The 20,495-nt window shown below is 66.8% G+C and carries 18 protein-coding genes; 13 read left to right on the forward strand and 5 right to left on the reverse strand.

Translation table 11 applies throughout. The features are described from left to right. Positions 1-54: 54 nt before the first annotated feature. From P0Y60_05990 to P0Y60_06030, 9 genes are read left to right on the forward strand one after another with little or no spacing between them, the layout of a single operon-like run. A complete protein-coding gene (locus tag P0Y60_05990; protein WEK62303.1) occupies positions 55-1,863 on the forward strand; it encodes a nucleoside-diphosphate sugar epimerase/dehydratase in 1,809 nt (602 codons plus the stop codon). Next, a complete protein-coding gene (locus P0Y60_05995; GenBank protein WEK62304.1) occupies positions 1,860-2,993 on the forward strand; it encodes an aminotransferase class I/II-fold pyridoxal phosphate-dependent enzyme in 1,134 nt (377 codons plus the stop codon). Before P0Y60_05990 ends, P0Y60_05995 begins: the two co-directional genes overlap by 4 nt. Next, on the forward strand, positions 2,983-3,618 hold the full coding sequence (locus tag P0Y60_06000) for a sugar transferase (GenBank protein ID WEK62305.1): 636 nt from the start codon (positions 2,983-2,985) through the stop codon (positions 3,616-3,618). Before P0Y60_05995 ends, P0Y60_06000 begins: the two co-directional genes overlap by 11 nt. Continuing rightward, the gene (locus P0Y60_06005) at positions 3,611-4,276 is read left to right on the forward strand and encodes a NeuD/PglB/VioB family sugar acetyltransferase (protein ID WEK62306.1); all 666 of its coding nucleotides are present in this window, start codon (positions 3,611-3,613) and stop codon (positions 4,274-4,276) included. The genes P0Y60_06000 and P0Y60_06005 overlap by 8 nt, the downstream gene beginning before the upstream one ends. After that, entirely contained in the window at positions 4,273-5,496 is a 1,224-nt protein-coding gene (locus tag P0Y60_06010) for a glycosyltransferase family 4 protein (GenBank protein ID WEK62307.1), read from the forward strand. Before P0Y60_06005 ends, P0Y60_06010 begins: the two co-directional genes overlap by 4 nt. Then, entirely contained in the window at positions 5,493-6,542 is a 1,050-nt protein-coding gene (locus P0Y60_06015) for a polysaccharide biosynthesis protein (protein WEK62308.1), read from the forward strand. The genes P0Y60_06010 and P0Y60_06015 overlap by 4 nt, the downstream gene beginning before the upstream one ends. Continuing rightward, the gene (locus P0Y60_06020; protein WEK62309.1) at positions 6,539-7,633 is read left to right on the forward strand and encodes an NAD-dependent epimerase/dehydratase family protein; all 1,095 of its coding nucleotides are present in this window, start codon (positions 6,539-6,541) and stop codon (positions 7,631-7,633) included. The genes P0Y60_06015 and P0Y60_06020 overlap by 4 nt, the downstream gene beginning before the upstream one ends. Before the next feature lie 23 nt (positions 7,634-7,656). Further along, entirely contained in the window at positions 7,657-8,763 is a 1,107-nt protein-coding gene (gene wecB, locus P0Y60_06025; protein ID WEK62310.1) for a UDP-N-acetylglucosamine 2-epimerase (non-hydrolyzing), read from the forward strand. Then, the gene (locus tag P0Y60_06030; protein WEK62311.1) at positions 8,756-9,664 is read left to right on the forward strand and encodes a glycosyltransferase family 2 protein; all 909 of its coding nucleotides are present in this window, start codon (positions 8,756-8,758) and stop codon (positions 9,662-9,664) included. Before wecB ends, P0Y60_06030 begins: the two co-directional genes overlap by 8 nt. A gap of 6 nt (positions 9,665-9,670) precedes the next feature. Here P0Y60_06030 and P0Y60_06035 read toward each other — a convergent pair whose 3' ends face one another. Then, positions 9,671-11,014, reverse strand: a complete 1,344-nt coding sequence (locus P0Y60_06035; protein WEK62312.1) for a hypothetical protein — start codon at positions 11,012-11,014, stop codon at positions 9,671-9,673. Between the two features lie 101 nt (positions 11,015-11,115). Here P0Y60_06035 and P0Y60_06040 point away from each other — a divergent pair, with 101 nt between their 5' ends. Genes P0Y60_06040 through P0Y60_06050 form a run of 3 tightly spaced genes read left to right on the forward strand, consistent with a single transcriptional unit; the run spans position 11,116 to position 15,450 of the window. After that, a complete protein-coding gene (locus tag P0Y60_06040) occupies positions 11,116-12,246 on the forward strand; it encodes a hypothetical protein (GenBank protein ID WEK62313.1) in 1,131 nt (376 codons plus the stop codon). A gap of 50 nt (positions 12,247-12,296) precedes the next feature. Next, positions 12,297-13,532: an oligosaccharide flippase family protein gene (locus P0Y60_06045; protein ID WEK62314.1), complete on the forward strand. Its 1,236-nt coding sequence runs from the start codon at positions 12,297-12,299 to the stop codon at positions 13,530-13,532. Positions 13,533-13,590: 58 nt separating this feature from the next. Beyond that, the gene (locus tag P0Y60_06050) at positions 13,591-15,450 is read left to right on the forward strand and encodes a DUF4012 domain-containing protein (protein WEK62315.1); all 1,860 of its coding nucleotides are present in this window, start codon (positions 13,591-13,593) and stop codon (positions 15,448-15,450) included. A 10-nt stretch (positions 15,451-15,460) separates the two neighbouring features. Here P0Y60_06050 and lepB read toward each other — a convergent pair whose 3' ends face one another. Then, positions 15,461-16,171: a signal peptidase I gene (gene lepB / locus P0Y60_06055; protein ID WEK62316.1), complete on the reverse strand. Its 711-nt coding sequence runs from the start codon at positions 16,169-16,171 to the stop codon at positions 15,461-15,463. A gap of 18 nt (positions 16,172-16,189) precedes the next feature. Here lepB and P0Y60_06060 point away from each other — a divergent pair, with 18 nt between their 5' ends. Continuing rightward, positions 16,190-17,260, forward strand: a complete 1,071-nt coding sequence (locus P0Y60_06060) for a DUF418 domain-containing protein (protein ID WEK62317.1) — start codon at positions 16,190-16,192, stop codon at positions 17,258-17,260. A gap of 5 nt (positions 17,261-17,265) precedes the next feature. Here the strand turns inward: P0Y60_06060 and P0Y60_06065 are convergent, their stop codons facing one another. From P0Y60_06065 to P0Y60_06075, 3 genes are all read right to left on the reverse strand, one after another. Beyond that, positions 17,266-18,261, reverse strand: a complete 996-nt coding sequence (locus P0Y60_06065; protein WEK62318.1) for a hypothetical protein — start codon at positions 18,259-18,261, stop codon at positions 17,266-17,268. A gap of 90 nt (positions 18,262-18,351) precedes the next feature. Further along, entirely contained in the window at positions 18,352-18,852 is a 501-nt protein-coding gene (locus P0Y60_06070; protein WEK62319.1) for a hypothetical protein, read from the reverse strand. Between the two features lie 207 nt (positions 18,853-19,059). Further along, positions 19,060-19,956, reverse strand: coding sequence for a helix-turn-helix domain-containing protein (locus tag P0Y60_06075; protein ID WEK62320.1), 897 nt, complete (start codon positions 19,954-19,956; stop codon positions 19,060-19,062). Positions 19,957-20,495: the final 539 nt, after the last annotated feature.

The following is a 20,495-nucleotide window of genomic DNA, read 5'->3' on the forward strand; positions in this document are numbered from 1 at the left end:
ACACGGGGGGATGAAGTGTCAGCGGATCCGGAACGGGAACCAGTGGTCTCCGTCATGCAGAAACGGCGAAGGCTCGCAGCGGCGATCGTCGACAGCGCTGCCTGGATCGTCGGGATCGTGATCGCCGTCGTTCTCCGCTTCGAATTCGAGCCGAGTGTGCGCGGATGGATCTCGATGGTGGTGCTCGCGGTCGTCGCCGCTGCCGGCCAGGTCGTCGTCGGCTATTACCTGGTGCTCTATCGGGGCCGCTTCACCTACGGCTCGTTCGACGAGGTGCGCGCGCTCGGCCTTGCCGTGCTCGTGCAGGCATCGATCCTGTCCGCCGTGGTCATGATCCTCGGACCGGTCGTCGGTCTTCCCCGCGGCACGGTGATCCTCGCTTTCCCCTTCGTCCTCCTCCTCATGTTCGGTGTCCGGTACAGCGCCCGTCTCGTCATCGAGCGGCGTCGCAAGCCGGGAGCCACCGCGGAGCCCGCACTGATCGCCGGCGCGGGATACGTCGGCGACATGCTGCTGCACCAGATGATGACGGATCCCACTTCACCCCTGCGGCCGGTGGGCATCCTCGACGACGATCCTGCGAAGAAGAATCTCCGGCTGCGCGGTGTGCCCGTCATCGGCCGCACGACCGAGATCATCGCCGCTGCGAAGGACACGGGGGCGACCACCCTCGTCATCGCGATCGGGCAGGCCGACAGCATGCTGCTTCGGAGGCTCGCCGACGACGCCGAGAGCGCCGGACTCCGTGTCACGATCACGCCGACCCTGTCGAGCATGATGTCGGGCGAGGAATCGCCCGTCGACCTCCGCGACATCAGCATCGAAGACCTCATCGGTCGTCATCCCGTCGACACCAACGTCGAGTTGATCGCGGGCTTCATCGCCGGACGACGTGTTCTCGTCACGGGCGCGGGCGGGTCCATCGGTTCCGAGCTCTGCCGTCAGCTGGCGAAGTTCGGGCCGAGCGAACTCATCATGCTCGACCGCGACGAGACCGGTCTGCAGGTCGCGCAGCTGGGCACCTCGGGTCATGGACTGCTCGATTCACGGGATGTGGTGCTCGCCGACATCCGCGAGGAGCAGACCCTCCTCGACATCTTCATCGACCGTCGTCCTGACGTCGTGTTCCACGCCGCTGCGCTGAAGCATCTCCCCATGCTCGAGCAGTATCCGGACGAGGCGTGGAAGACGAACGTTCTCGGCACGCTGAACGTGATCACCGCCGCACGGGCGGTCGGCGTCGACACCTTCGTCAACATCTCCACCGACAAGGCGGCGAACCCGACGAGCGTGCTCGGGCATTCGAAGCGGGTGGCGGAGAAGCTCACCGCGTGGGCGGGCGCCGAGACGGGTATGCGGTATCTTTCCGTGCGTTTCGGAAACGTCATCGGAAGCCGCGGCTCCATGCTGCCGACATTCCAGACGCTGATCGAGGCCGGTGGCCCGATCACCGTGACCCACCCCGAGGTCACGCGCTACTTCATGACCATCCCCGAGGCCTGCCAACTGGTCATCCAGGCCGGTGGTATCGGGCGACCCGGCGAGGTGCTGATCCTCGACATGGGCCAGCCGGTGTCGATCCTCGAGGTGGCCAAGCGCATGATCTCGATGTCGGGGAAGACGATCGAGATCGTGTTCACGGGGCTCCGTCATGGCGAGAAGCTGCATGAGGTGCTCGTCGGCTCGCAGGAGAACCTCGAGCGTCCCTTCCATCCAAAGATCTCCCACACCCGAGCGGACACGATCTCGCCCGAGCGTCTCGACAAGGCGGGATGGGAAGCGCGCATGCTCTCCGTGCCGCGCGACAACGACACCGCCATCATCGACCCGATCCGGATCGACATCTCGGAGTTCAAGAAGTGACCGAACGCATCTACATGTCCTCGCCGGATGTCGGTCAGCTCGAGGAGGATGCCGTGGTCGCGGCGATGCGGTCCGGCTGGATCGCTCCGCTCGGTCCTGACGTCGACGGCTTCGAAGGCGACCTCGCTGCACGAGTGGGAGTGGCTCACGCGGTGGCGTTGAGCTCCGGCACCGCAGCGCTGCACCTCGGTCTTCTCACGCTCGGCGTCCAGCCAGGCGACGTCGTACTGACATCGACGATGACGTTCGCGGCCACGACGAACGCGATCGTCTACACCGGCGCGGAACCGTTCTTCATCGACGCCGATCCGGCCACCGGGAACATGGACCCGCAGCTGCTGCGTCAGGCCCTGCAGCAGCTGAACGCCGCGGGCGAGCACGTGACGGCGATCGTGCCGGTCGATCTCCTGGGCAAGGCGGTCGACTACACCGCGATCCTCGACATCGCCGCCGAGTACGACGTGCCGGTGTTGTCGGATGCCGCCGAATCGCTCGGGGCGACCCACCGTGGTCGCGCCGCCGGCAGCTTCGGCCGCGCCTCGATCGTGTCGTTCAACGGCAACAAGATCATGACGACGTCGGGCGGAGGGATGCTGCTCACCGACGAGCCCGAGATCGCTCAGCGCGTGCGCTATCTGGCGACCCAGGCGCGCCAGCCGGTCGTGCACTACGAGCACACCGACATCGGTTACAACTACCGCATGAGCAACCTCCTCGCGGCCCTCGGGCGCGCACAGCTGCGAAGACTCGACACGATGATCGCGCGCCGACGAGAGATGCGTCAGCTGTACAAGGAGCTCTTCGCCGAGGTCGCGGGCGTCGAGGTGTTCGGTGCCGCCGGAGATCACGAGGACAACGTCTGGCTGACGTCGATCCTCGTCGATGACACCGTCACGGGGTGGCGCCCGGACGAGCTCGCTGCGGCATTGGCGACCGACGACATCGAGAGCCGGCCGCTGTGGAAGCCGATGCACCTGCAGCCGGTCTTCGCCGGTGCCCGAGGCATCGTGAACGGTGTCTCGGAGTCGCTGTTCGAGCGGGGGCTGACCCTGCCCAGCGGCTCGGCGTTGACAGGGGAGCAGCGAGAGCGCGTGCGCTCCGGGATCCTCACCTTCCTCGATGGCCGCTGACGTGTCGACGCGCACCCGGCGGCCGTACGACGTCGCCAAGCGGGCCCTCGACCTCGTCACCGCCGTCGTCGGACTGATCGTCCTGAGCCCGATCATCGCCGTCACCGCCGTCGCCGTGCGGGTGAACCTCGGAAGCCCCGTGCTGTTCACCCAGCCGCGGCCCGGGCGCGGCGGAAGGGTGTTCCGGCTGTACAAGTTCCGTTCGATGCGCAACGCCGATGCGAGCCGTGGATGGATCAGTGACGAGCAGCGATTGACGCGCTTCGGTCGGATCCTGCGTTCGACGAGCCTGGATGAGCTCCCGTCGCTGTGGAACGTGCTGCGGGGCGACATGAGCGTGGTCGGTCCGCGCCCACTGCTCGTCGAGTATCTCCCGCGCTACACGGCGGAACAGGCCCGCCGGCACGAGGTACGGCCGGGGATCACCGGACTCGCGCAGATCAACGGACGCAATACGGTGGACTGGGAGCAGCGCTTCGCGCTCGACGTCACCTACGTCGACACCCGCAGCCTCGCCCTCGATGCACGGATACTGGTGGGTACAGTCCGTTCGGTCGTCGTGCGCGAGGGTATCAGCGCCGAGGGCCACGCCACGATGAGGAAGTTCGGAGAAGAGGATGACTGAGCGGATCGTCATCATCGGTGCGGGCGGCTTCGGACGCGAGACCCTCGACGTCCTCGAGGCGAGCATCGCCGACGGCGCAGACCGCGAACTGGTCGGTATCGTGGACTCCGGCCCGCGCGAGCTCGATCTCGGTCGTCTGCGGGATCGAGGAATCACCTATCTCGGCACCGAGGAGACCTGGCTGCCCCTGGCCGACGGAGACGAACGGTACGTCGTGGCCATCGGCTCTCCCGCCGTCCGCCGGGCGGTCTCCGCGCGTTTCGCGGCGGCCGGGTTGGATGCGGCGACCCTCGTGCATCCCTGCGCTGTGGTCGGCTCCCGGGCGCGTATCGGCGCGGGCGTCGTGATCGCCTCGGGCGCGCAGGTCTCCACCAACGTCGGCATCGGCGACCACGTCCATCTGAACCCGGGGAGCATCGTGGGTCACGATGCCGAGCTCGCCGATTTCGTCTCGGTCAATCCCGGTGCGGTCGTCTCCGGCAATGTGGTGGTCGAGACCGGAGTCCTGCTGGGCGCCGGATCCGTCGTGCTGCAGGGGCTGACAGTCGGCGCGGGGGCGACCGTCGGAGCCGCTGCGTGCGTCACGAAGGATGTGGCCTCGCAGACGACGGTCGTCGGAGTCCCGGCGCGCGTTCTCGGGGGAGTCGATCCCTCGTGAAGGTGCTGATCGTCACCCAGTACTATCCGCCGGAAGCGGTGCCCCTGCCCTCCGACCTCGCGCAGGGCCTCGCCGCGCGCGGACATCAGGTCGCCGTACTCACCGGCTACCCGAACTACCCGGGTGGGCGGGTGTTCCCGGGCTACCGCCAGCGCTGGCGGGGCGCCGAGCATCAGCAGGGCATCGAGGTTCGACGGGTGCCGCTCTTCGCCGATCACTCCCAGAGTGCCCTCAAGCGCATGCTGAACTACTTCTCGTTCGCCCTCAGCTCGTCGACCGCGCGCGGCCTCTCCCGAGACGCCGATGTGATCTACGTCTACGCGACCCAGATGACCGCCGGATTCGGCCCGTGGCTGTGGCACGCCACCGGCGGACGCCCCTTCGTGCTGCATGTCCAGGACCTCTGGCCGGATTCGATCACCGGGTCGTCGATGATCGCCGGAGGCACGAAGGAACGCGTGATCTCCTCGGTCCTCGGACCCTGGCTGCGCAGCATGTACCGTCGGGCGGCCGGGGTGATCGGCATCGCCCCGACGATGGTCGAGACGCTCGTCGAGCGGGGAGCTCCGGCCTCGAGCACTCATCTGGTCTACAACTGGGCGGATGCCGGCGAGGTCGTGGAGTCCGCGCTTCCCGAGACCGACACTCCGCGTGCCGAGATCGTCTATGCCGGCAACGTCGGCGACATGCAGGACCTGGCCACGGCCGTGCAGGCCGCTCATGCCGCCGTCGACGACGGCGTGCGTCTCACGATCGTCGGCGACGGTGTCGCCCGCGCAGGGCTGCGCCGACTCGTCGACGAGATCGGGGCCGTCAACGTGCGCTTCGAGGACCCGGTGCCGCGTGAGCGCATGCCGGAGGTCTACGCCCGCGCCGACTACGCGCTCGTCTCCCTGAAGGATATGCCGGTGTTCCGGGGCACGATCCCCTCGAAGTTCCAGGCGGTGCTGTCCGCCGGAATCCCCGTCGTGAGCACCGTGCAGGGCGACGTGCGAGATCTGGTCGACAGCGAAGGAGTGGGGCTGACGGCGGATGCCGAGAGCATAGGCTCACTCGAAGCGGCCTTCCGTGCGGCGGCCGCACGTTCGACCGGGGAACGCACCCGGATGGCGGAGCGTGGAAGAGCGCTGTACGACACGAACTTCTCCCGCGAATCGGGAATCTCCAGGATCGAAGAGCTGCTCTCGGCAGCCGCGAAGGAAACGAGTAGGCGACGATGAGCGAGTCATACGGCGGAGCACGAGTGCTGGTCACCGGTGGCACCGGCTCCTTCGGGCACACGGTCGCGAAGAAACTGCTCGACCGTGATGTGTCGGAGATCCGCATCTTCAGCCGGGACGAGGCGAAGCAGGACCTCATGCGTCATGAGATCCCCGACTCCCGCGTGCGGTTCTACGTGGGAGACGTCCGTGACTACGACAGCGTCGAGCGGGCGACACGCGACGTCGACTTCGTCTTCCATGCGGCGGCGCTCAAGCAGGTGCCGTCGTGCGAGTTCTTCCCGATGGAGGCGGTGCGCACCAATGTGCACGGCAGCGAGAACGTGGTGCGCGCAGCCGACCGAAACGGCGTGAAGTCCGTCGTCGCCCTGAGCACGGACAAGGCCGTGTACCCGGTCAACGCGATGGGGATGTCGAAAGCGCTGATGGAGAAGGTCGCGCAGTCGCACGGCCTGAACAATCCGAACACCGACACCACCGTCTCGTGCGTGCGGTACGGCAACGTGATGTACTCGCGCGGTTCGGTGATCCCCCTGTTCATCCGCCAGATCAAGGCGGGTAAGAACATCACGGTGACCAATCCCGAGATGACGCGTTTCATGATGTCGCTGGCGCACTCGGTCGATCTCGTCGAGTTCGCTTTCCGCAACGCCGAGCAGGGCGACCTGTTCGTGCGCAAGGCGAAGGCGACCTCGATCGGCACTCTGGCGCAGGCGACCCTGAACCTGTTCCGCTCCGATGCACAGGTCGAGGTGATCGGCACCCGCCACGCGGAGAAGCTCTCGGAGGCGCTCGCCACCCGTGAGGAACTGGCGCGCGCGAGGGACATGGGGGAGTACTTCCGCGTCGTGGCCGACAAGCGGGACCTCAACTACAGCGTCTATTTCGAAGAGGGCGACGTCACACAGAATCGGTTCGAGGACTACGACTCCCACACCGTGCAGCAGATGTCGGTGTCCGAGGTGGAGGCGCTCCTGCTCACGTTGCCGGAGGTGCGCGCCGAGCTGCGGGAGGCCGGTCTTCCCGAGGCGGTGTCGGGCAGATGAGCGGACTCGCTGTCACGGGCGCACGAGGATTCCTCGGATGGCACCTGCGTTCGGCGCTCCAGGAGTCCGGCACGGGGGTCACGTCCGTTCCGGTCGGCGAGGCGTTCGACCTCGCTCAGGCGACGGATGCCGTCGACGGCAGCCCGCACGTCATCCACATCGCGGGCGTCAACAGGGCGAGCGATGAAGAGGTGACTGCCGGCAACATCCGCTTCGCCGAACAACTCGCGTCAGCAGTGCGCGCTGCTGCGACTCCGCCTCGTGTGGTCGTCTACGCGAACTCCACGCAATCCACGAACGGGTCCGTCTACGGCGAGGCGAAGGCGCGGGCGGCATCCGTTCTCGCCGCCGCGGCATCCGACATCGGTGCCGACTTCGTCGACGTGCGGCTCCCGAATCTCTTCGGCGAGCATGGGCGTCCGTTCTACAACGCGGTGACGGCGACCTTCAGCCACCTCATCGCCACCGGCGAGACCCCCACGGTCGACAACGACAAGGAACTCACTCTCCTGCATGCGCAGAATGCCGTCGATCTCCTCACCGGTGCGGTGCCGGTCGGCGACCTCGACCGACTGCAGCGGACAGAGACGGTCTCCGGCGTGCTGGCTCGTCTTCAGGGCTACGCGGCGCTCTACGAACGGGGCGAGATCCCCAGCGTCGCGGACTCCTTCGATCGCGACCTCTTCAACACCTATCGCTCGTACACGTTCCCCGCGCAAGCGCCCATCGACCTCACCCGGCACGCAGACGCCCGCGGATCGTTCTTCGAGATCATCCGCTCGCACGGCGGCCCCGGCCAGTCATCGTTCTCGACGACGGTGCCGGGAGTGACGCGGGGCGACCATTACCACCGCCGGAAGATCGAGCGTTTCACCGTGCTCCAGGGGCGGGCGCGCATCTCACTCAGGCGACTCTTCACCGACGAGGTGATCTCGTTCGAGGTGTCCGGCGATGCCCCCGGTGCCGTCGACATGCCGACGATGTGGGCGCACAACATCACGAACATCGGCGACGATGTGCTGTACACCTCGTTCTGGACGAACGACATCTTCGATCCCGCGAACCCCGACACGATTGCCGAGGCAGTGTGACCATGGCCGACAAGCTCAAAGTGATGACAGTGGTCGGAACACGGCCCGAGATCATCCGGTTGTCCGCGACCATCAAGCTGCTCGACGAGCACACCGATCAGGTGCTCGTGCACACGGGCCAGAACTACGACTACGAGCTCAACGAGGTGTTCTTCGAAGACCTCGGGCTGCGGCGTCCGGACCACTTCCTGGAGGCGGACACCTCGTCGTTGGGCGCGGCACTCGGCTCGATCCTCGTCAAGACCGAGGAGGTGCTTCGCGCCGAACAGCCGGATGCCTTCCTGGTGCTCGGAGACACGAACAGTTGCATCTCGGCCGTGATCGCCAAGCGGATGAAGATCCCGGTGTTCCACATGGAGGCGGGCAACCGCTCCTTCGACGAGAACGTGCCCGAGGAGACGAACCGCCGTCTGGTCGACCACGTCGCCGACTACAACCTCGTGTACACCGAGCACGCACGGCGCAACCTTCTCGGCGAGGGCCTGCACCCGTCGAAGATCGTGCTGACCGGTTCGCCCATGCGCGAGGTGCTCGAACAGAACCGGGAGCAGATCGATGCGAGCGACGCCGTAGAGAAGGCCGGTCTGACCGCCGGGGAGTACTTCCTCGTGAGCCTGCACCGTGAGGAGAACGTCGACAACCCGCGGCGCCTCCGCTCCGCGATCGCGGCACTGCAGGCGCTGCGCTCCGAGTACGGCCTGCCGATCCTCGTGTCGACGCACCCGAGGACCCGCAAGCGCATCGAAGCGCTCGATGACGAGGCGGCGATCGAGGGCATCACCTTCCACCCGCCGTTCGGGTTCCACGACTACATCCGGTTGCAGCAGAAGGCGAAGCTGGTGCTCTCCGACAGCGGCACGATCAGCGAGGAGTCGAGCATCCTCGGTTTTCCCGCCGTGACGGTGCGCGACTTCATCGAACGTCCGGAGGCGTTGGATGCCGGCGCCATCATCACGACAGGCTTGACAGCGGACGGCGTGCTGCGCGCGGTCGAGGCCCGCTTGAGTATCCCCGCAGACCTGGCGTCGCTGCCCGCAGGATACGAGATCGACAACACGGCGTGGCGCGCGACGGCCTTCATCCTGTCGACCGCGCACTCCCACCGCGCGCGACTGGGGCTGCATGACTGACGAGCAGTCTTCGCTGGTGTCGATCCTCTCGCCGCTCTTCAACGAATCCGAGCACGTGGAGGAGATGATCGAGAGCGTGCTCTCGCAGTCGCACAGCGCGCTCGAGCTGATCCTCGTCGACGACGGATCGACGGATGACACCGTCGCGAAGGCACGGTCGATGGCCGAAGGCGATCCGCGGGTGCGCGTGATCAGCGAAGGGAAGCAGGGCAAGGTCGGCGCGTTCAACCGCGCTTTCGCGGAGTCGCGGGGAGATGTGATCCTCCTCCTGGGAGGAGACGACGTCCTACCGGCCGGGTCGGTCGCCGCACGAGCTGATGCGGTGCGCGCGGCCACCACATCGACTTCGCCCCGCGTCGCCGCTTTCGCGCGATTGATGACGTTCTCCGACGATCCCCGATTCGACGGGCAGGTGATCCCGCGGGATCCGCGCCGCGGAGCCAGATCGGGCGGGACGATCGCGTTGTCTCGGCCCCTGGCCGAAGCCGCGTTCCCCATCCCGTCGATGTTGGTCTCCGAGGATCTCTGGATCGGGGGCATCGCCGGTGCGATGGCTGATGCCCACCGCGACATCCCGGACATCGTGCTGCGCTATCGCATACATCCGGGCAACTCGAACCCGCGCGGGCAGAGCTTTCCGCGGATGACCGAATCGATGCACGCGCGGATGGTCGCGTATCGACACCTCGCCGAGACGGGAAGAGTTCCGGTGCCGGAAGAGGATCGTCGACGCTTCCGCGTGCTGGCAGATGTCGAGGACAAGCGCTACGCGGGCGATCTCTGGGGTGTGCTCACCCACCGTGGCGCATCCTGGGGCACGAAGCTCCGTGCGGCGTCGATGGCGACGTCCTCGCTCTTCGCTGTGCGAACCCGCCTGTTCAAACTGTTCTCGGGCTGGTGAGGCGTCTCATCTCCGCGGACGATACCGATTCGTCGATGCCGAGGATGACGTCGCGCGATCGAGGGCCCGCGCCTTCCGGACCTCGATCCGCGAGCCCCACCACCAGACGATGACGTACATCGCGAGACCGCTGTTCAGAACGGAGGTCGGACCATCGGCGATCCAGGTTCCCAGCGTGACGGTGACTCCTGCCATTCCGACGAGTTGGATCAGGTTGGTCTGCTTCCGCTTGTTGACGGTCGTCGAGATGGCGCACAGGATCATCGCGAGCACAGCAGCGAGAACGATCGAACCGGGCAGGCCGAGGTTGTGATACGCCGCTCCCCACAGCGACAGCGGCGACGTTCCGCGTGTGGAGCCATACAGAACCTGGAAGATGCGATTGGACAGGTCGCTCCCTGTCTGGCCAGGTAGCAGCCCCACGAGACCCTGCCACCACTCACTCGCGAACGGGATGTCGAGCTCGTACACGTAACGGAACCCGGTGACGGAGCTCGTCTGGTTGCTGCCGAGCACACGGAAGGCGAGCTGCTCGAACAGGATGCCGATCTGCTGCCCGAGTCCGGACGCGGCACGAAGGTCCGCTGCCACACGTCCACTCGCGACAGTGGTGAGGAAGAAGAGCCCGAGTCCGACGACCGCGACCCGCATGGCGTACTTCTTGAAGCTGCGCGGCGTGATGAAGTACGCGGCCACGGTTGCAAGGGCGAGAGCGAGGACGAAGGCGGCGCGTTGGCCCGTGCCCAGGAGGAAGACCAGCGTCGCGGGTACAAGTGTCAGAGCGAGGAGAGTGCGTCCTCGCCGGTGGAAGTGATATGCGGACACCAACGCGGCGATCGTCAAGGCGGGCAACAGCGCATTCTTGAACTGGTTGACGTACCCCGGGAAGAAGTAGCGACTCCCCGCATAGGACTCGAGTCGCAAGCCGGCCAGATCCTCGCCGGTGTTGCCGGCGAGTGACTCGAGCGATTCGAAGAAGGCGATGTAACCGATGCTCGCGAAGTAGCCGATGCAGATGGCGATGGAGACGACGATCCAGAAGGTGACGCTGCGTCGGGGCACCTCGAAATCGATCTCGGGTGCGTAGGCGGCGCGGGTCGACGCGTCGCGTCGGTTCGTGAAGGATGCGACGATCGAGACGACGACCAGCGTGCCGAAGGTCAGCATGATCAGGGAGCCGTGCGTCTGGTCCGCTGCGATCGTCGTGTCGAGCGCAGGCAGGGTTCCCGCGGCCATCGTCGCCTGCGCATAGGTGAACAGGCTGATCGCGGAAAGATGGCCGAATCGATGACCGGCCGTGATCGCGAATATTCCCGTGAGCAGGAACACGAAAAGCAGCAGTTCAGGCACAGCTGTCCCTCATGATCAACTCCCCCTCATCCTCAGATTACAGGAGTCGGCTCGCGCAGCGATGCGTCCGGCGGGGCGAGCGGTGCTGACAGAATGGCCCTGTGTCGGATTTGGTCGCGGTCAGCTATGGAGCGCTCGATGTGCGCGACCACTCCTTCGGCGGTGACCGACATGAGCTCCTCGTCGTCCCGGTGAGACCGGGGTCACCTCTTTTCCTCTACGGCGAGGGCGCCCTCCTGTGGTTACGGCTCGTGGACGCTGCGCTCGACGAGTCTGTGTTCGACGAGTCCGAACGGCAGATCCTCACCGACATGGAGCAGATGGGCATCGTCTCGCGCGACGTCGGGCACTCCGCGAGGGTGCAGGAGATCCGGGGCCCGTGGCTCTCCTCGCCGATGCATGAGCTCGTCTACTCGCTGCTCGGGTGGGTTGCGGCGGCCGAGGAGATCGACATCCTCTTCATCAAGGGCCCGACGCTTCACGCGCAGGGGTTGCGAGATCGTGAGCACTCCGGCGACGTCGACTGCTGGGTGCGTCCCGCCGATGAGATCCGGTTGGCCCGGGCGATGCAGGAATGGGGATGGAAACCAGCTTTCTCGGCGTTCACGGGGACGCGAGTGTTGCACTCGCTCACCCTCCGGGTCGGCGATTGGGGGAGCGCGATCGATGTGCACACGTGGTTCCCCGGCATCGCCATGGACGCCGACGATGCATTCGCATTGGTGAGCGAGAAATCCGACGTGCGGGTGTTCGCCGGGTACGACGCCAGAACGCCCACCACGGACATGCACGCCATCATCAGCGCGTTGCATGATGTTCGTCCTCTCCAGGGGCGCATGCCCACCGCGCAGCAGGTGGGCAAAGCCGGAGATGTGCTTCGCAGAGGCGGCAGAACTGTCCCGTCCCTGGTGCGTGACGCCGGCGCCGAGTACGCCCTTGCGGCAGCGCTGCGGCGAGCATTCCCCGAATTCCGGTTGGATCTCGACAACGCCGCAGTGCCCAAGGACTGGGCCTGGCGCCTCGCCGACAGCCCGTTGCACGTCTACTTCGAGGCGATCAAGTTGGTGCCGCCACGTCAACGGCTTCGAGTCTTCTTCCGTGTTCTCTGGCCGACGGCCGAAAGCCTTCGGTCGGGGCCATACGGCGACGACACGACGTCGACCTCGGTGATCCGGATACGACGCGCGATGCAGGGCTGGCGGTTGCTCCATCGCGCGAAGTCGCGCGCATGAACGGGGGATCGTTCTGGTCCCGTGTGCGATCGCGCGGCGCGAAGGGCGCGATGTCTCTCGTGTTGGGCACTGCGATCGGGCAGTTGCTCACACTCGCGGTGACTCCCTTTCTCGCGCGGATCTACTCCGATGAGGACTTCGGGTTCCTCTCCCTCGTGATCTCCGTCGTGTCCATCGCGGCACCCGCCGCGGCGCTGCGCCTGGACTCGGCTCTGATGCTGCCCAAGGACAACCGCGACGCCTCGGCGCTTTTCGGGGTGGGCATGATCAGCGCCGTGGTCGTGAGCGCAGCATCCGCGGGTGTCCTTCAGATCGTGTTCGCGTGCGGCCTGCTGTCGAACATGGCGGCACTTCCGTGGTTCTCGCTCTGGGTCGCTCTCATCACGTTCCTGACCGCCGCGTTCACTCTGCTGGGGCAGTATGCGTTGCGTGGTCATCGCTACGGAGCGGTCGCACGTCGCAGCGTCTATCAATCCGTGCTCGCTGCGGCGTCGCAGCTCGGTTGGGGGCTGGCCGCGCCGAGCGCGACCGGCCTCATCGGCGGCTACGCGATCGGTCGCGCGGCCGGTATCGTGCCGCTCGTCCTCGCCTTGCGGACTCAGCTGGAGCGGTTCTCCTCGATGGACGTGCGTCGACTGATCACGAAGTACTGGCGATTTCCGGCGCTGTTCACACCCTCGGCGATACTCAACTCCGCCGGATTGGTGATCCCGGTGCTCTTCGTCGGCCTCTGGTTCTCTGTCGGCGACGCGGGACAATGGGCGCTGGCAGATCGAATCCTCGCAGCTCCTCTCGTGCTGGTGGCCACCGCCGTGGGGCAGGTCGTGGAGGCGCACGTCTCCGAGGTGGTGAGAGAGGGCAAAGGAAGTCTGACGCGGTACTTCCTCTCGGTCTCTGCGGTGCTCGCGGTGATCGCAGGGATCGTGGTCTTCGTCGTCGTGCTCTGCGCTCCGCCGTTCCTCCCGATCCTGCTCGGACCGGGGTGGGGCACGGCTGCGCAACTGATGATCGCGATGTCCCCGATCGCGGCCACCCGGTTGATCGTGAGCCCGATGAGCAAGGTCCTGGTCGTTCTTCAGCGCGGTGGATGGACGCTCGGGCTGGATATCCTCCGAGTGGTTCTCGTCGGCGCGGTGGTGCTGGCGGCCATCGGTCTTTCGCTGGACCTGATCCTCACCGCATGGCTGTTCTCCGTGAGCCTCAGCATCGTCTACCTCGTCACATGGGTGATCGCGTGGGTGGCGGTCCGCCGCGGACCGGGCCTTGAGCGCGCGCGGGCCCTCTGACGCCCCCGCCTGGGCGGCCTCACGTATCGCCCAGCGAACTGCGCTTGAATAGGAAGCGATGTCCTCCACACACCAGACCCGTGCCAGCAGGCGCGCCGCCGCCGACCGACAGGAGTCGCGGCGTTCCCGCCGCAGGCGAATCGTCTGGATCATCGTCGGTCTCATCGCTCTGATTCTCGCGGGCGTGGTCGTGCTCGGTGCTGTCGCCGCCTCGAAAGCGCTCAGCGTGCGGGACGCTCTCTCTCCTGCCGTTCCTGTGGCCGGCGGACTGCCGGCCAAGGTCGTCTCCGGTGATGCCGAAGGCGCAGCGGCCGATGCGGCGACCATCAAGGACCTCGCTGTGCGGGCGGTCGGACAGACCGAAGGTGCGGACTGGCGCATCGCGGAGTGGATCCCGTTCCTGGGGCCGAACCTCTCGGCCATCCGTGCGGCGGCCGAGAGCGTGGACGAGATCGCCGACTTCGCCGTGGAGGCGCTGCCGAATCTGGATCTCGCGGCGTTCCGACCCGTCGACGGTGCGGTGGATCTTGCTGCCGTCCGCAACCTCGAGGGTGTCGCGTCCCAGGGGGCGACGACCTTCTCGGCGATCAATGCGCGGATCGATGGGGCAGACCGCGCCTTCCTGCTTCCCCAGGTCAGCGATGCGCTCGATTCGCTCGACGGAGCCGTCAACGGCGTCGACGAGACTCTCGGCACACTCGCGCCGATCCTCAAAGTGCTGCCGGCCGCCCTCGGTGAGGGTGAGCCGCGAACCTACCTGCTCATGTTCCAGGGCAACTCCGAGCTGCGCGCGTCAGGCGGCAACCCCGCCGCGCTGGCCCTCGTCACCGCGACCGACGGTCGCATCGAACTCACGACACAGGCCACGAGCGTGCAGTTCGGCAACGCGCGCGCAGAGAGCATCGCTCCACTCGACGCGGAGACGGAGCACCTGTACTCCGACATCATCGGTCGGTGGGTGCCCAACATGACCGCTACGCCGGACCTGCCGACGACGGTCGACATCCTGAAGGCATGGTGGGCCGATGAAGGTCTGCCGCCGTTCGATGACGTGATCGTCACCGACCCGGTCGCCCTCAGCCACATCCTCACTGCCACGGGGCCGGTACCGCTGGACACGGGGGAGACGCTCACGAGCGAGAACGCCGTCTCGTTGCTCCTGAACGAGGTGTACTTCAACTACGGCGAGATCGTCGACGGCGTCGGTGCCGACGGGACCGCGCAGGATCTGTTCTTCGCCGGCGCCGCGGCCAAGATCTTCGACGCTCTGACCTCCGGCGTGACGAATCCGGTGGCACTGCTCGACGCGCTTCGCCAGTCGTCCGACGAGGGACGCATGAGGATCTGGTCGTCGAACCCGGATATCGAAGCGATGGTCTCCGGAACGGAGCTGTCGGGCACACTTCCGGAAACGAATGACGACCGCACCGTCGCCGGAGTCTTCTTCAACGACACCACGGGTGCCAAGACCGACTACTACGCCGATGCGACGGTGACCTCGACGACGGATCAGTGCACGGCATCCGGCGTTCCGACGTTCACGCAGACGATCACGTTCGCCAACAACATCACGCCGGAGGAGGCGGCCGGGCTGCCATACTTCATCACCGGCCCGCACTATCGCCCCGGTGACATCGCCACCGATGTGGTCGTGTACACCCCGGTCGGTGCGACGATCGAATCGTGGAAGGTCGATGGGGCGGAGAGATCCGGTCTGATTTCCGAGGGCGGCCACCTCGGTAGAGATGCGGTGCGCATCAGCGTGCTCACGACGCCGCAGACGGCCGCGACCATCACGGTGACCATGAAGGGCGCTGAGGGGACGACGGGAGCGGACTACGGCCCTTACGACATCTGGACGACCCCGATGGTGCGGGCGACGCCCGTCACGATCGACGCTCCCGGCTGCGGGGGTTAGGCCCGTACCGCTACGGCCCGCCCCAGCGGCTGACCGGCCACAGGATCGGCCCGGCCTCGCCGAACACATCGTCGCGGGTCATCCAGCGGAAGCATCCGGCATCCACGTCGGGAACGCCCCGGCAGGGGAACGCCGAATCGGCGGAGTTCGCGCGGTTGTCGCCGAGCACGAGGTAAGCAATTTCCGGCACGGTGACGGCGGGGAAGCAGCGAACGGAGATCGGCGTCGAATCGCAATCCAGAGAACCGGCGACGAACGGCAGATCGTCGACGACATACGGCTCGTCCAGCGCCTTGCCGTCGACCAGCACCGCCCCCTGGGCGTCGCAGCACTCGACCGTCTGTCCTGGGCCTGCGATCACGCGTTTCACGAGCACGTAGGGCCTGATGCCCGTCGTCTCCCCGACCCAGCCGAGGCCGGCCGAGATCCAATTGATGCTCGGAGCGGGTCGGTCGCCCCACGCCTCATCCGGGCGGAAGACGACGACGTCCCCGGGGGCGGGATCGGCGGCGATGTAGGCGAGACGATTCACGATCAAGCGGTCGCCCGGCTGCAGCGTGGGCGACATGGAGCTCGATGACGGCTGGCCGATGAAGGCCACCACCAGCAGCGTCAGCACGAGAGCCAACGCGACGTGGAACCAGACGCTGCGGAACGGGCGCCCGCGACGAGGCTGTTCCGCGTCGGCGGTCGTGTTCTCCGGTCGCGCTGTCGAGGTCACACCCAATAGTGTCAAAGAATGAGCCGAGAAGCCGAGGTCGACGCTGAGCGCACGAGTTCGTCCGCGGCCCCGGTGCCCATGGCTGCTCGGCTCGTGATCCCCGATGTGCTGCGCGGCGTCGCCATCGTGGCGATGCTGATCGCGCACGCCTCGGCCTTCGTGCCGAGCAAGCCGGGCGCGCTCGACTTCATCACGGCCATGTTCAGCGAGATGGCGTCGCCCCTGTTCGCGCTGGTCATGGGCATGTCGGCGCAGCTCGTGTGGAGCCGCCGTCCGTCTGTCCGTCGCACGCTCGTGCAGCAGGTCGTGCGCGGACTGTTCCTGATCGTGCTCGGCGTGTGGATGGCGACGTGGGGGTCGTGGGTCGCGATCATCCTGGCCCATCTCGGAGTGCTTCTCATCGTGGGGGTGCCGATCCTGCTCGCCCGCACGCCCTGGGTCATCGGCATCGCGGCGGGAGTCCTCGTGCTCAGCGAGCCCCTGGTGGCGCTCGGTCGAGGCTGGGCGTGGGCCTATACGGCACCGTCGCCCGTGCGCGACGTGCTGGAGTGGACGCTGATGAGCCCGCACTACCGGCTCATCAACCTCCTGCCCTTCTTCCTCGTCGGTGGCCTGCTCATCCGGCACGGGCTGCGTCGAGACACGCTCCTGTGGGCGCTCGGAGCGATCGGTGTGCTGTCCTACCTGGGGTGGGCGGCGGCCGTGTATCTGGATATCGCGACGACCGTCTCCGGCAACTACATCGATACGCTCCGCGACATCGGTCTCGTCTTCACCGTGTACGCCCTCGTAGTGTTCGCCGCCACAGCGCGACGAGATGGCGCGCGTCGCTTCTGGGACGCCGTCTTCGTCCCTCTGCGCGCCTGTGGACAGGTCGCCTTGTCGCTGTACGTGCTGCACGTGGGCTTGATCGCCGTGTGGAACACCGCGAACGGGCGTCCGATCGACAACGTCTACCTCGGGTGGCTCGTGATCGTCCCGGGCATGATCGTCATCGGCTGGCTCTGGTGGCGCTTCGTCGGCACCGGCCCCGTGGAATGGGTCATGGGCTGGATCACCGGCCGCCGGAAGCGACTGCGTCGCCGCTGAATAGGTCACTCCGACGGGGTGGCTGCCGCGAGCCCTGCGATGCTGCTGACGAGCAGAGCGATCTCACGGCTGCCGATGGCCAACGGTCCAGCCTGTTGTCCATCCGTGCCGATGAGCGCGGCGACCGGGCGGGGGATTCCCACGCCGAGAGATGTGCCGAGTGAGCCGCCCACGTCCAGCGCGAATCGTGCGGTCGACGGCAGCGAGTGCGTGCTCTCCAGCGATGCGGAACCGCTGGAGGCCCGCTGCACGACGTAGACGTCGACCAGGGAGCCCAGGAGCTCTCCTGCGGCCTCCACCTCTGCCAGCGCGACCGCGCACGCATGACACCCGGACGACACGAAGACGAGGAGACGTGCGCGGGACCCGACGGCCAGCAGATCGACGATCTCGGATGACTCAGGGAGGACCACGGCGCCGGCACCCGACGTGATCGACACCGCATCCGCCAGGGTGTCCATGGTCGTGCGGACGATCGACCAGATCGCGATGGCGATGAGCAGGGCGGCGAGCAACGCCCCCGCCGCGGCCCGCGCGACCGTCGTCGAGGTGAGCAGGAACGGCACGCCGACCGAACGCAGGAGGAGCACCTGCATGACCAGTGCGCCGACGAGCAGCACGATCGCGATGATCGTCAGCACGATGTTCCGGGTGATCAGGCGCGGTCCGATCGCCGCCGGGAGCCACTCGCCGAAGCATCCGCAGTCCTCGGTGGCGCCCAGGCGATGTGCCCGGCTCACAGCGACCAGCAACCCGATCGTCAGAGCCGCGGCGCTCACGCACGCGGCGATGAAGAACCACCCGGTGGTGGCGACGAGGGCCGCCGCGACGACGGCCTCCACCACGATGAGCACGATGGCCGCGACGCCGGAGTGACGCACCGGGATTCTCAGAGCGCCGAACGCAGCCTTGCCGCGATCAGGCGCGCGGAACTTGCCGACGGCACTCACCGCGAAGACTGCGGCGAGGAACACCGCGAGGGTGACGAGGAACGCGTTCATGTCAACATCATCCTGGATCACGAGAGCGGCCGAACCCGCGAAGGTCCGACCGCTCTGCGAGCGTGTGTGCTCAGATCGTGTCGTGGCTGATCAGGTCGCGGAGCAGAGGATCAGCGTGGAGCTGACCGTGCCTGCGGTCTTCGCGCCCGTGCCCGTGTATCCAGCGGGCAACGTTGCCGCCGCGCTGAGGTTGAAGGCGACCGAGATCGACAGCGTGGTGCGGAAGGCGACAGTGGCGCCGGCCGGGACCGCTGCGGTCAGCGTGACGAGGCGGCTGGTACCCGAGAGCACGCCCACGGTGGCCGTACCGCCGGTGACGCTGAACACACCGATGTTTGCGACACCCGAACCGGTGACAGCGATGGTCGTGCCGGCAGGGATGGGCACTGCGCCGGCCTCCAGCGTGAAGCCGGGGCCGAGGACACCGAGGATGCCACAGGTTCCCTGGAGGGCGAAGGCTCCCACGTCGACGTTCGAGGCGGCGGCGAGCGGCGTGGCGACGGCGGCGGCGATGACGGGGATGGACCAGGCCGCTCCCTTGACCACGGTGCGGCGTGAGAAGCCCTTTTCCTTCTGGATTTCTTCGGTCATTCGAGTGTTCTCCCTCTAGATGCAGATGCGGTTTCCCGCTGTGTCGCGAAGAGGCGACACGTTCGTCTGCATCCCCCAGGAGCCTCTCCGTGACCTCAAATTAGGTCGACGAAGACAGGCGAGAAGAGGGTTCTCGAGAAGTCCGCGCAGTGTGCGCACAACCTGCGCGAACTGTGCGTTCGGGGGTGGGGGAGGGGCCGGTTCGAGCTACGCGCGGCGGGCGGCGCGGAGTGCGCGCGGCGTCGTCTCGTACGCCTCGTCGAGGGCGCGACGGAGGCTCATCGGAGAGTTGAATCCGGCTCGATGCGCGATCTGGTCGATGCTCAGCACGTCGTAGCGGCTGTCGACGAGGAGGGAGTGCGCGAGACGTGCCCGCTGGCGTCGGATCTCACCGGCGACGCTGTTGTCGGACTCTGAGAAGACGAGCTGGAGCTGGCGGAGCGAGGACTGCACCTCCCGCGCCACACGCGACGGATTCAGGCTCGGATCGCCGCACTGCTGCGCGATCACCGCGATCGCGCGTTCTCGCAGCACGGCGTGGGGGGAGCCCTGTCCGGACACTCCGCCGACGCGGTCCAGCAGGAGCGCACCGGTCATCTCCATGACCAGCTGCTCGATCGCGTACTGCTCGATGGCCGATGCCTCGGCATCGGCGTCCAAGAGGCTGCCGATGAAGCGCTGAACCGACGAATCGAGGAGTCGCCGTTCGGTGTACACGGCGGCGTCCTGCGGCAGCGCGGGTACGAAGGACGCGACGGCGGCCCGGGGTACGAGTGCGGCGACGACGCGCCAGGGACCGGACCAGCGAAGACGGCGCGTGATTCCCTGCGGGGCGATCACCAGGCCGCCGTCGGTCTCGACCCACGGTTCCCCATCGAGTCGTGACCACATGCCCTGCGTCTCGACGAATCCGAACACCGCGTGGTCGGGGTACGCGGCGACCGTGTCGAGTGCGAGCTCCGACGTGCCGCCGCTCATGCCGAGCAGAAGCACGCCGCCGACGACGCGCTCGCGGGATCCGAGGCCTGGTCTGTCGCCGATCCGGCGGATGCCGTGTTGGGACAGCTCGCGGTCATCGATCAGATGTGCGACGGTACTGATCACGAGACGTCCTCCCTCAGGATGTCAGCGTGCGGCGAACGGCCGCGGTTCGGAATTCGGATTGCGGCTCCCCAGGCCCCGCGTCCTCACTGAGGGCAACGTTACAGTCCCGAGGGGTCGTCGTGGGAGTGGATTGAATGAAGATTCAGTTATGTGACGATGGCGCAGGATCGGGTCCGATGGCGACCATGTTTCTGCGCGCCGATCGGGCGGTGATCAGCGGCTGAGGCCGGCTGCGGGAGCGGTGACGTCGGTCGCCGGGGATCGGTCGTCTCCTGCGGCCCAGCGGCGTGCGAGTCCGGCGATCGTCGTGACGTCGTCGTTCATGGGAGTTCTCCTGAATGAGCGGATGCGTGTTCGTGTGGACGCGGTGAAAACGACACGAAATCCGTCTGCGTCCCCCAGGAGCCTCACCGTTGCGACACACGCTAAATCGGGGCCAGGAGACGCGCGCGACGAATGGAGAAGAAGCGCGCGCTGCGCGTTATATCTGCGCGCGTTGTGCGTTTTCGATCCCGTACGTAACCCGGAATATTGCTGGA

It is taken from the genome of Candidatus Microbacterium colombiense, from assembly GCA_029203165.1.
Classification (GTDB): Bacteria; Actinomycetota; Actinomycetes; order Actinomycetales; family Microbacteriaceae; genus Microbacterium; species Microbacterium colombiense.

Coding starts and splice junctions, on each gene's coding strand:
- P0Y60_06060 (WEK62317.1), top strand. CDS start 16,190: ATGAGCCGAGAAGCCGAGGTCGACGCTGAGCGCACGAGTTCGTCCGCG.
- P0Y60_06045 (WEK62314.1), top strand. CDS start 12,297: ATGTCTCTCGTGTTGGGCACTGCGATCGGGCAGTTGCTCACACTCGCG.
- P0Y60_06020 (WEK62309.1), top strand. CDS start 6,539: ATGAGCGGACTCGCTGTCACGGGCGCACGAGGATTCCTCGGATGGCAC.
- wecB (WEK62310.1), top strand. CDS start 7,657: ATGACAGTGGTCGGAACACGGCCCGAGATCATCCGGTTGTCCGCGACC.
- P0Y60_06065 (WEK62318.1), bottom strand. CDS start 18,261: ATGAACGCGTTCCTCGTCACCCTCGCGGTGTTCCTCGCCGCAGTCTTC.
- P0Y60_06015 (WEK62308.1), top strand. CDS start 5,493: ATGAGCGAGTCATACGGCGGAGCACGAGTGCTGGTCACCGGTGGCACC.
- P0Y60_06050 (WEK62315.1), top strand. CDS start 13,591: ATGTCCTCCACACACCAGACCCGTGCCAGCAGGCGCGCCGCCGCCGAC.
- P0Y60_06070 (WEK62319.1), bottom strand. CDS start 18,852: ATGACCGAAGAAATCCAGAAGGAAAAGGGCTTCTCACGCCGCACCGTG.
- P0Y60_06030 (WEK62311.1), top strand. CDS start 8,756: ATGACTGACGAGCAGTCTTCGCTGGTGTCGATCCTCTCGCCGCTCTTC.
- P0Y60_06000 (WEK62305.1), top strand. CDS start 2,983: ATGGCCGCTGACGTGTCGACGCGCACCCGGCGGCCGTACGACGTCGCC.
- P0Y60_06005 (WEK62306.1), top strand. CDS start 3,611: ATGACTGAGCGGATCGTCATCATCGGTGCGGGCGGCTTCGGACGCGAG.
- P0Y60_05990 (WEK62303.1), top strand. CDS start 55: ATGCAGAAACGGCGAAGGCTCGCAGCGGCGATCGTCGACAGCGCTGCC.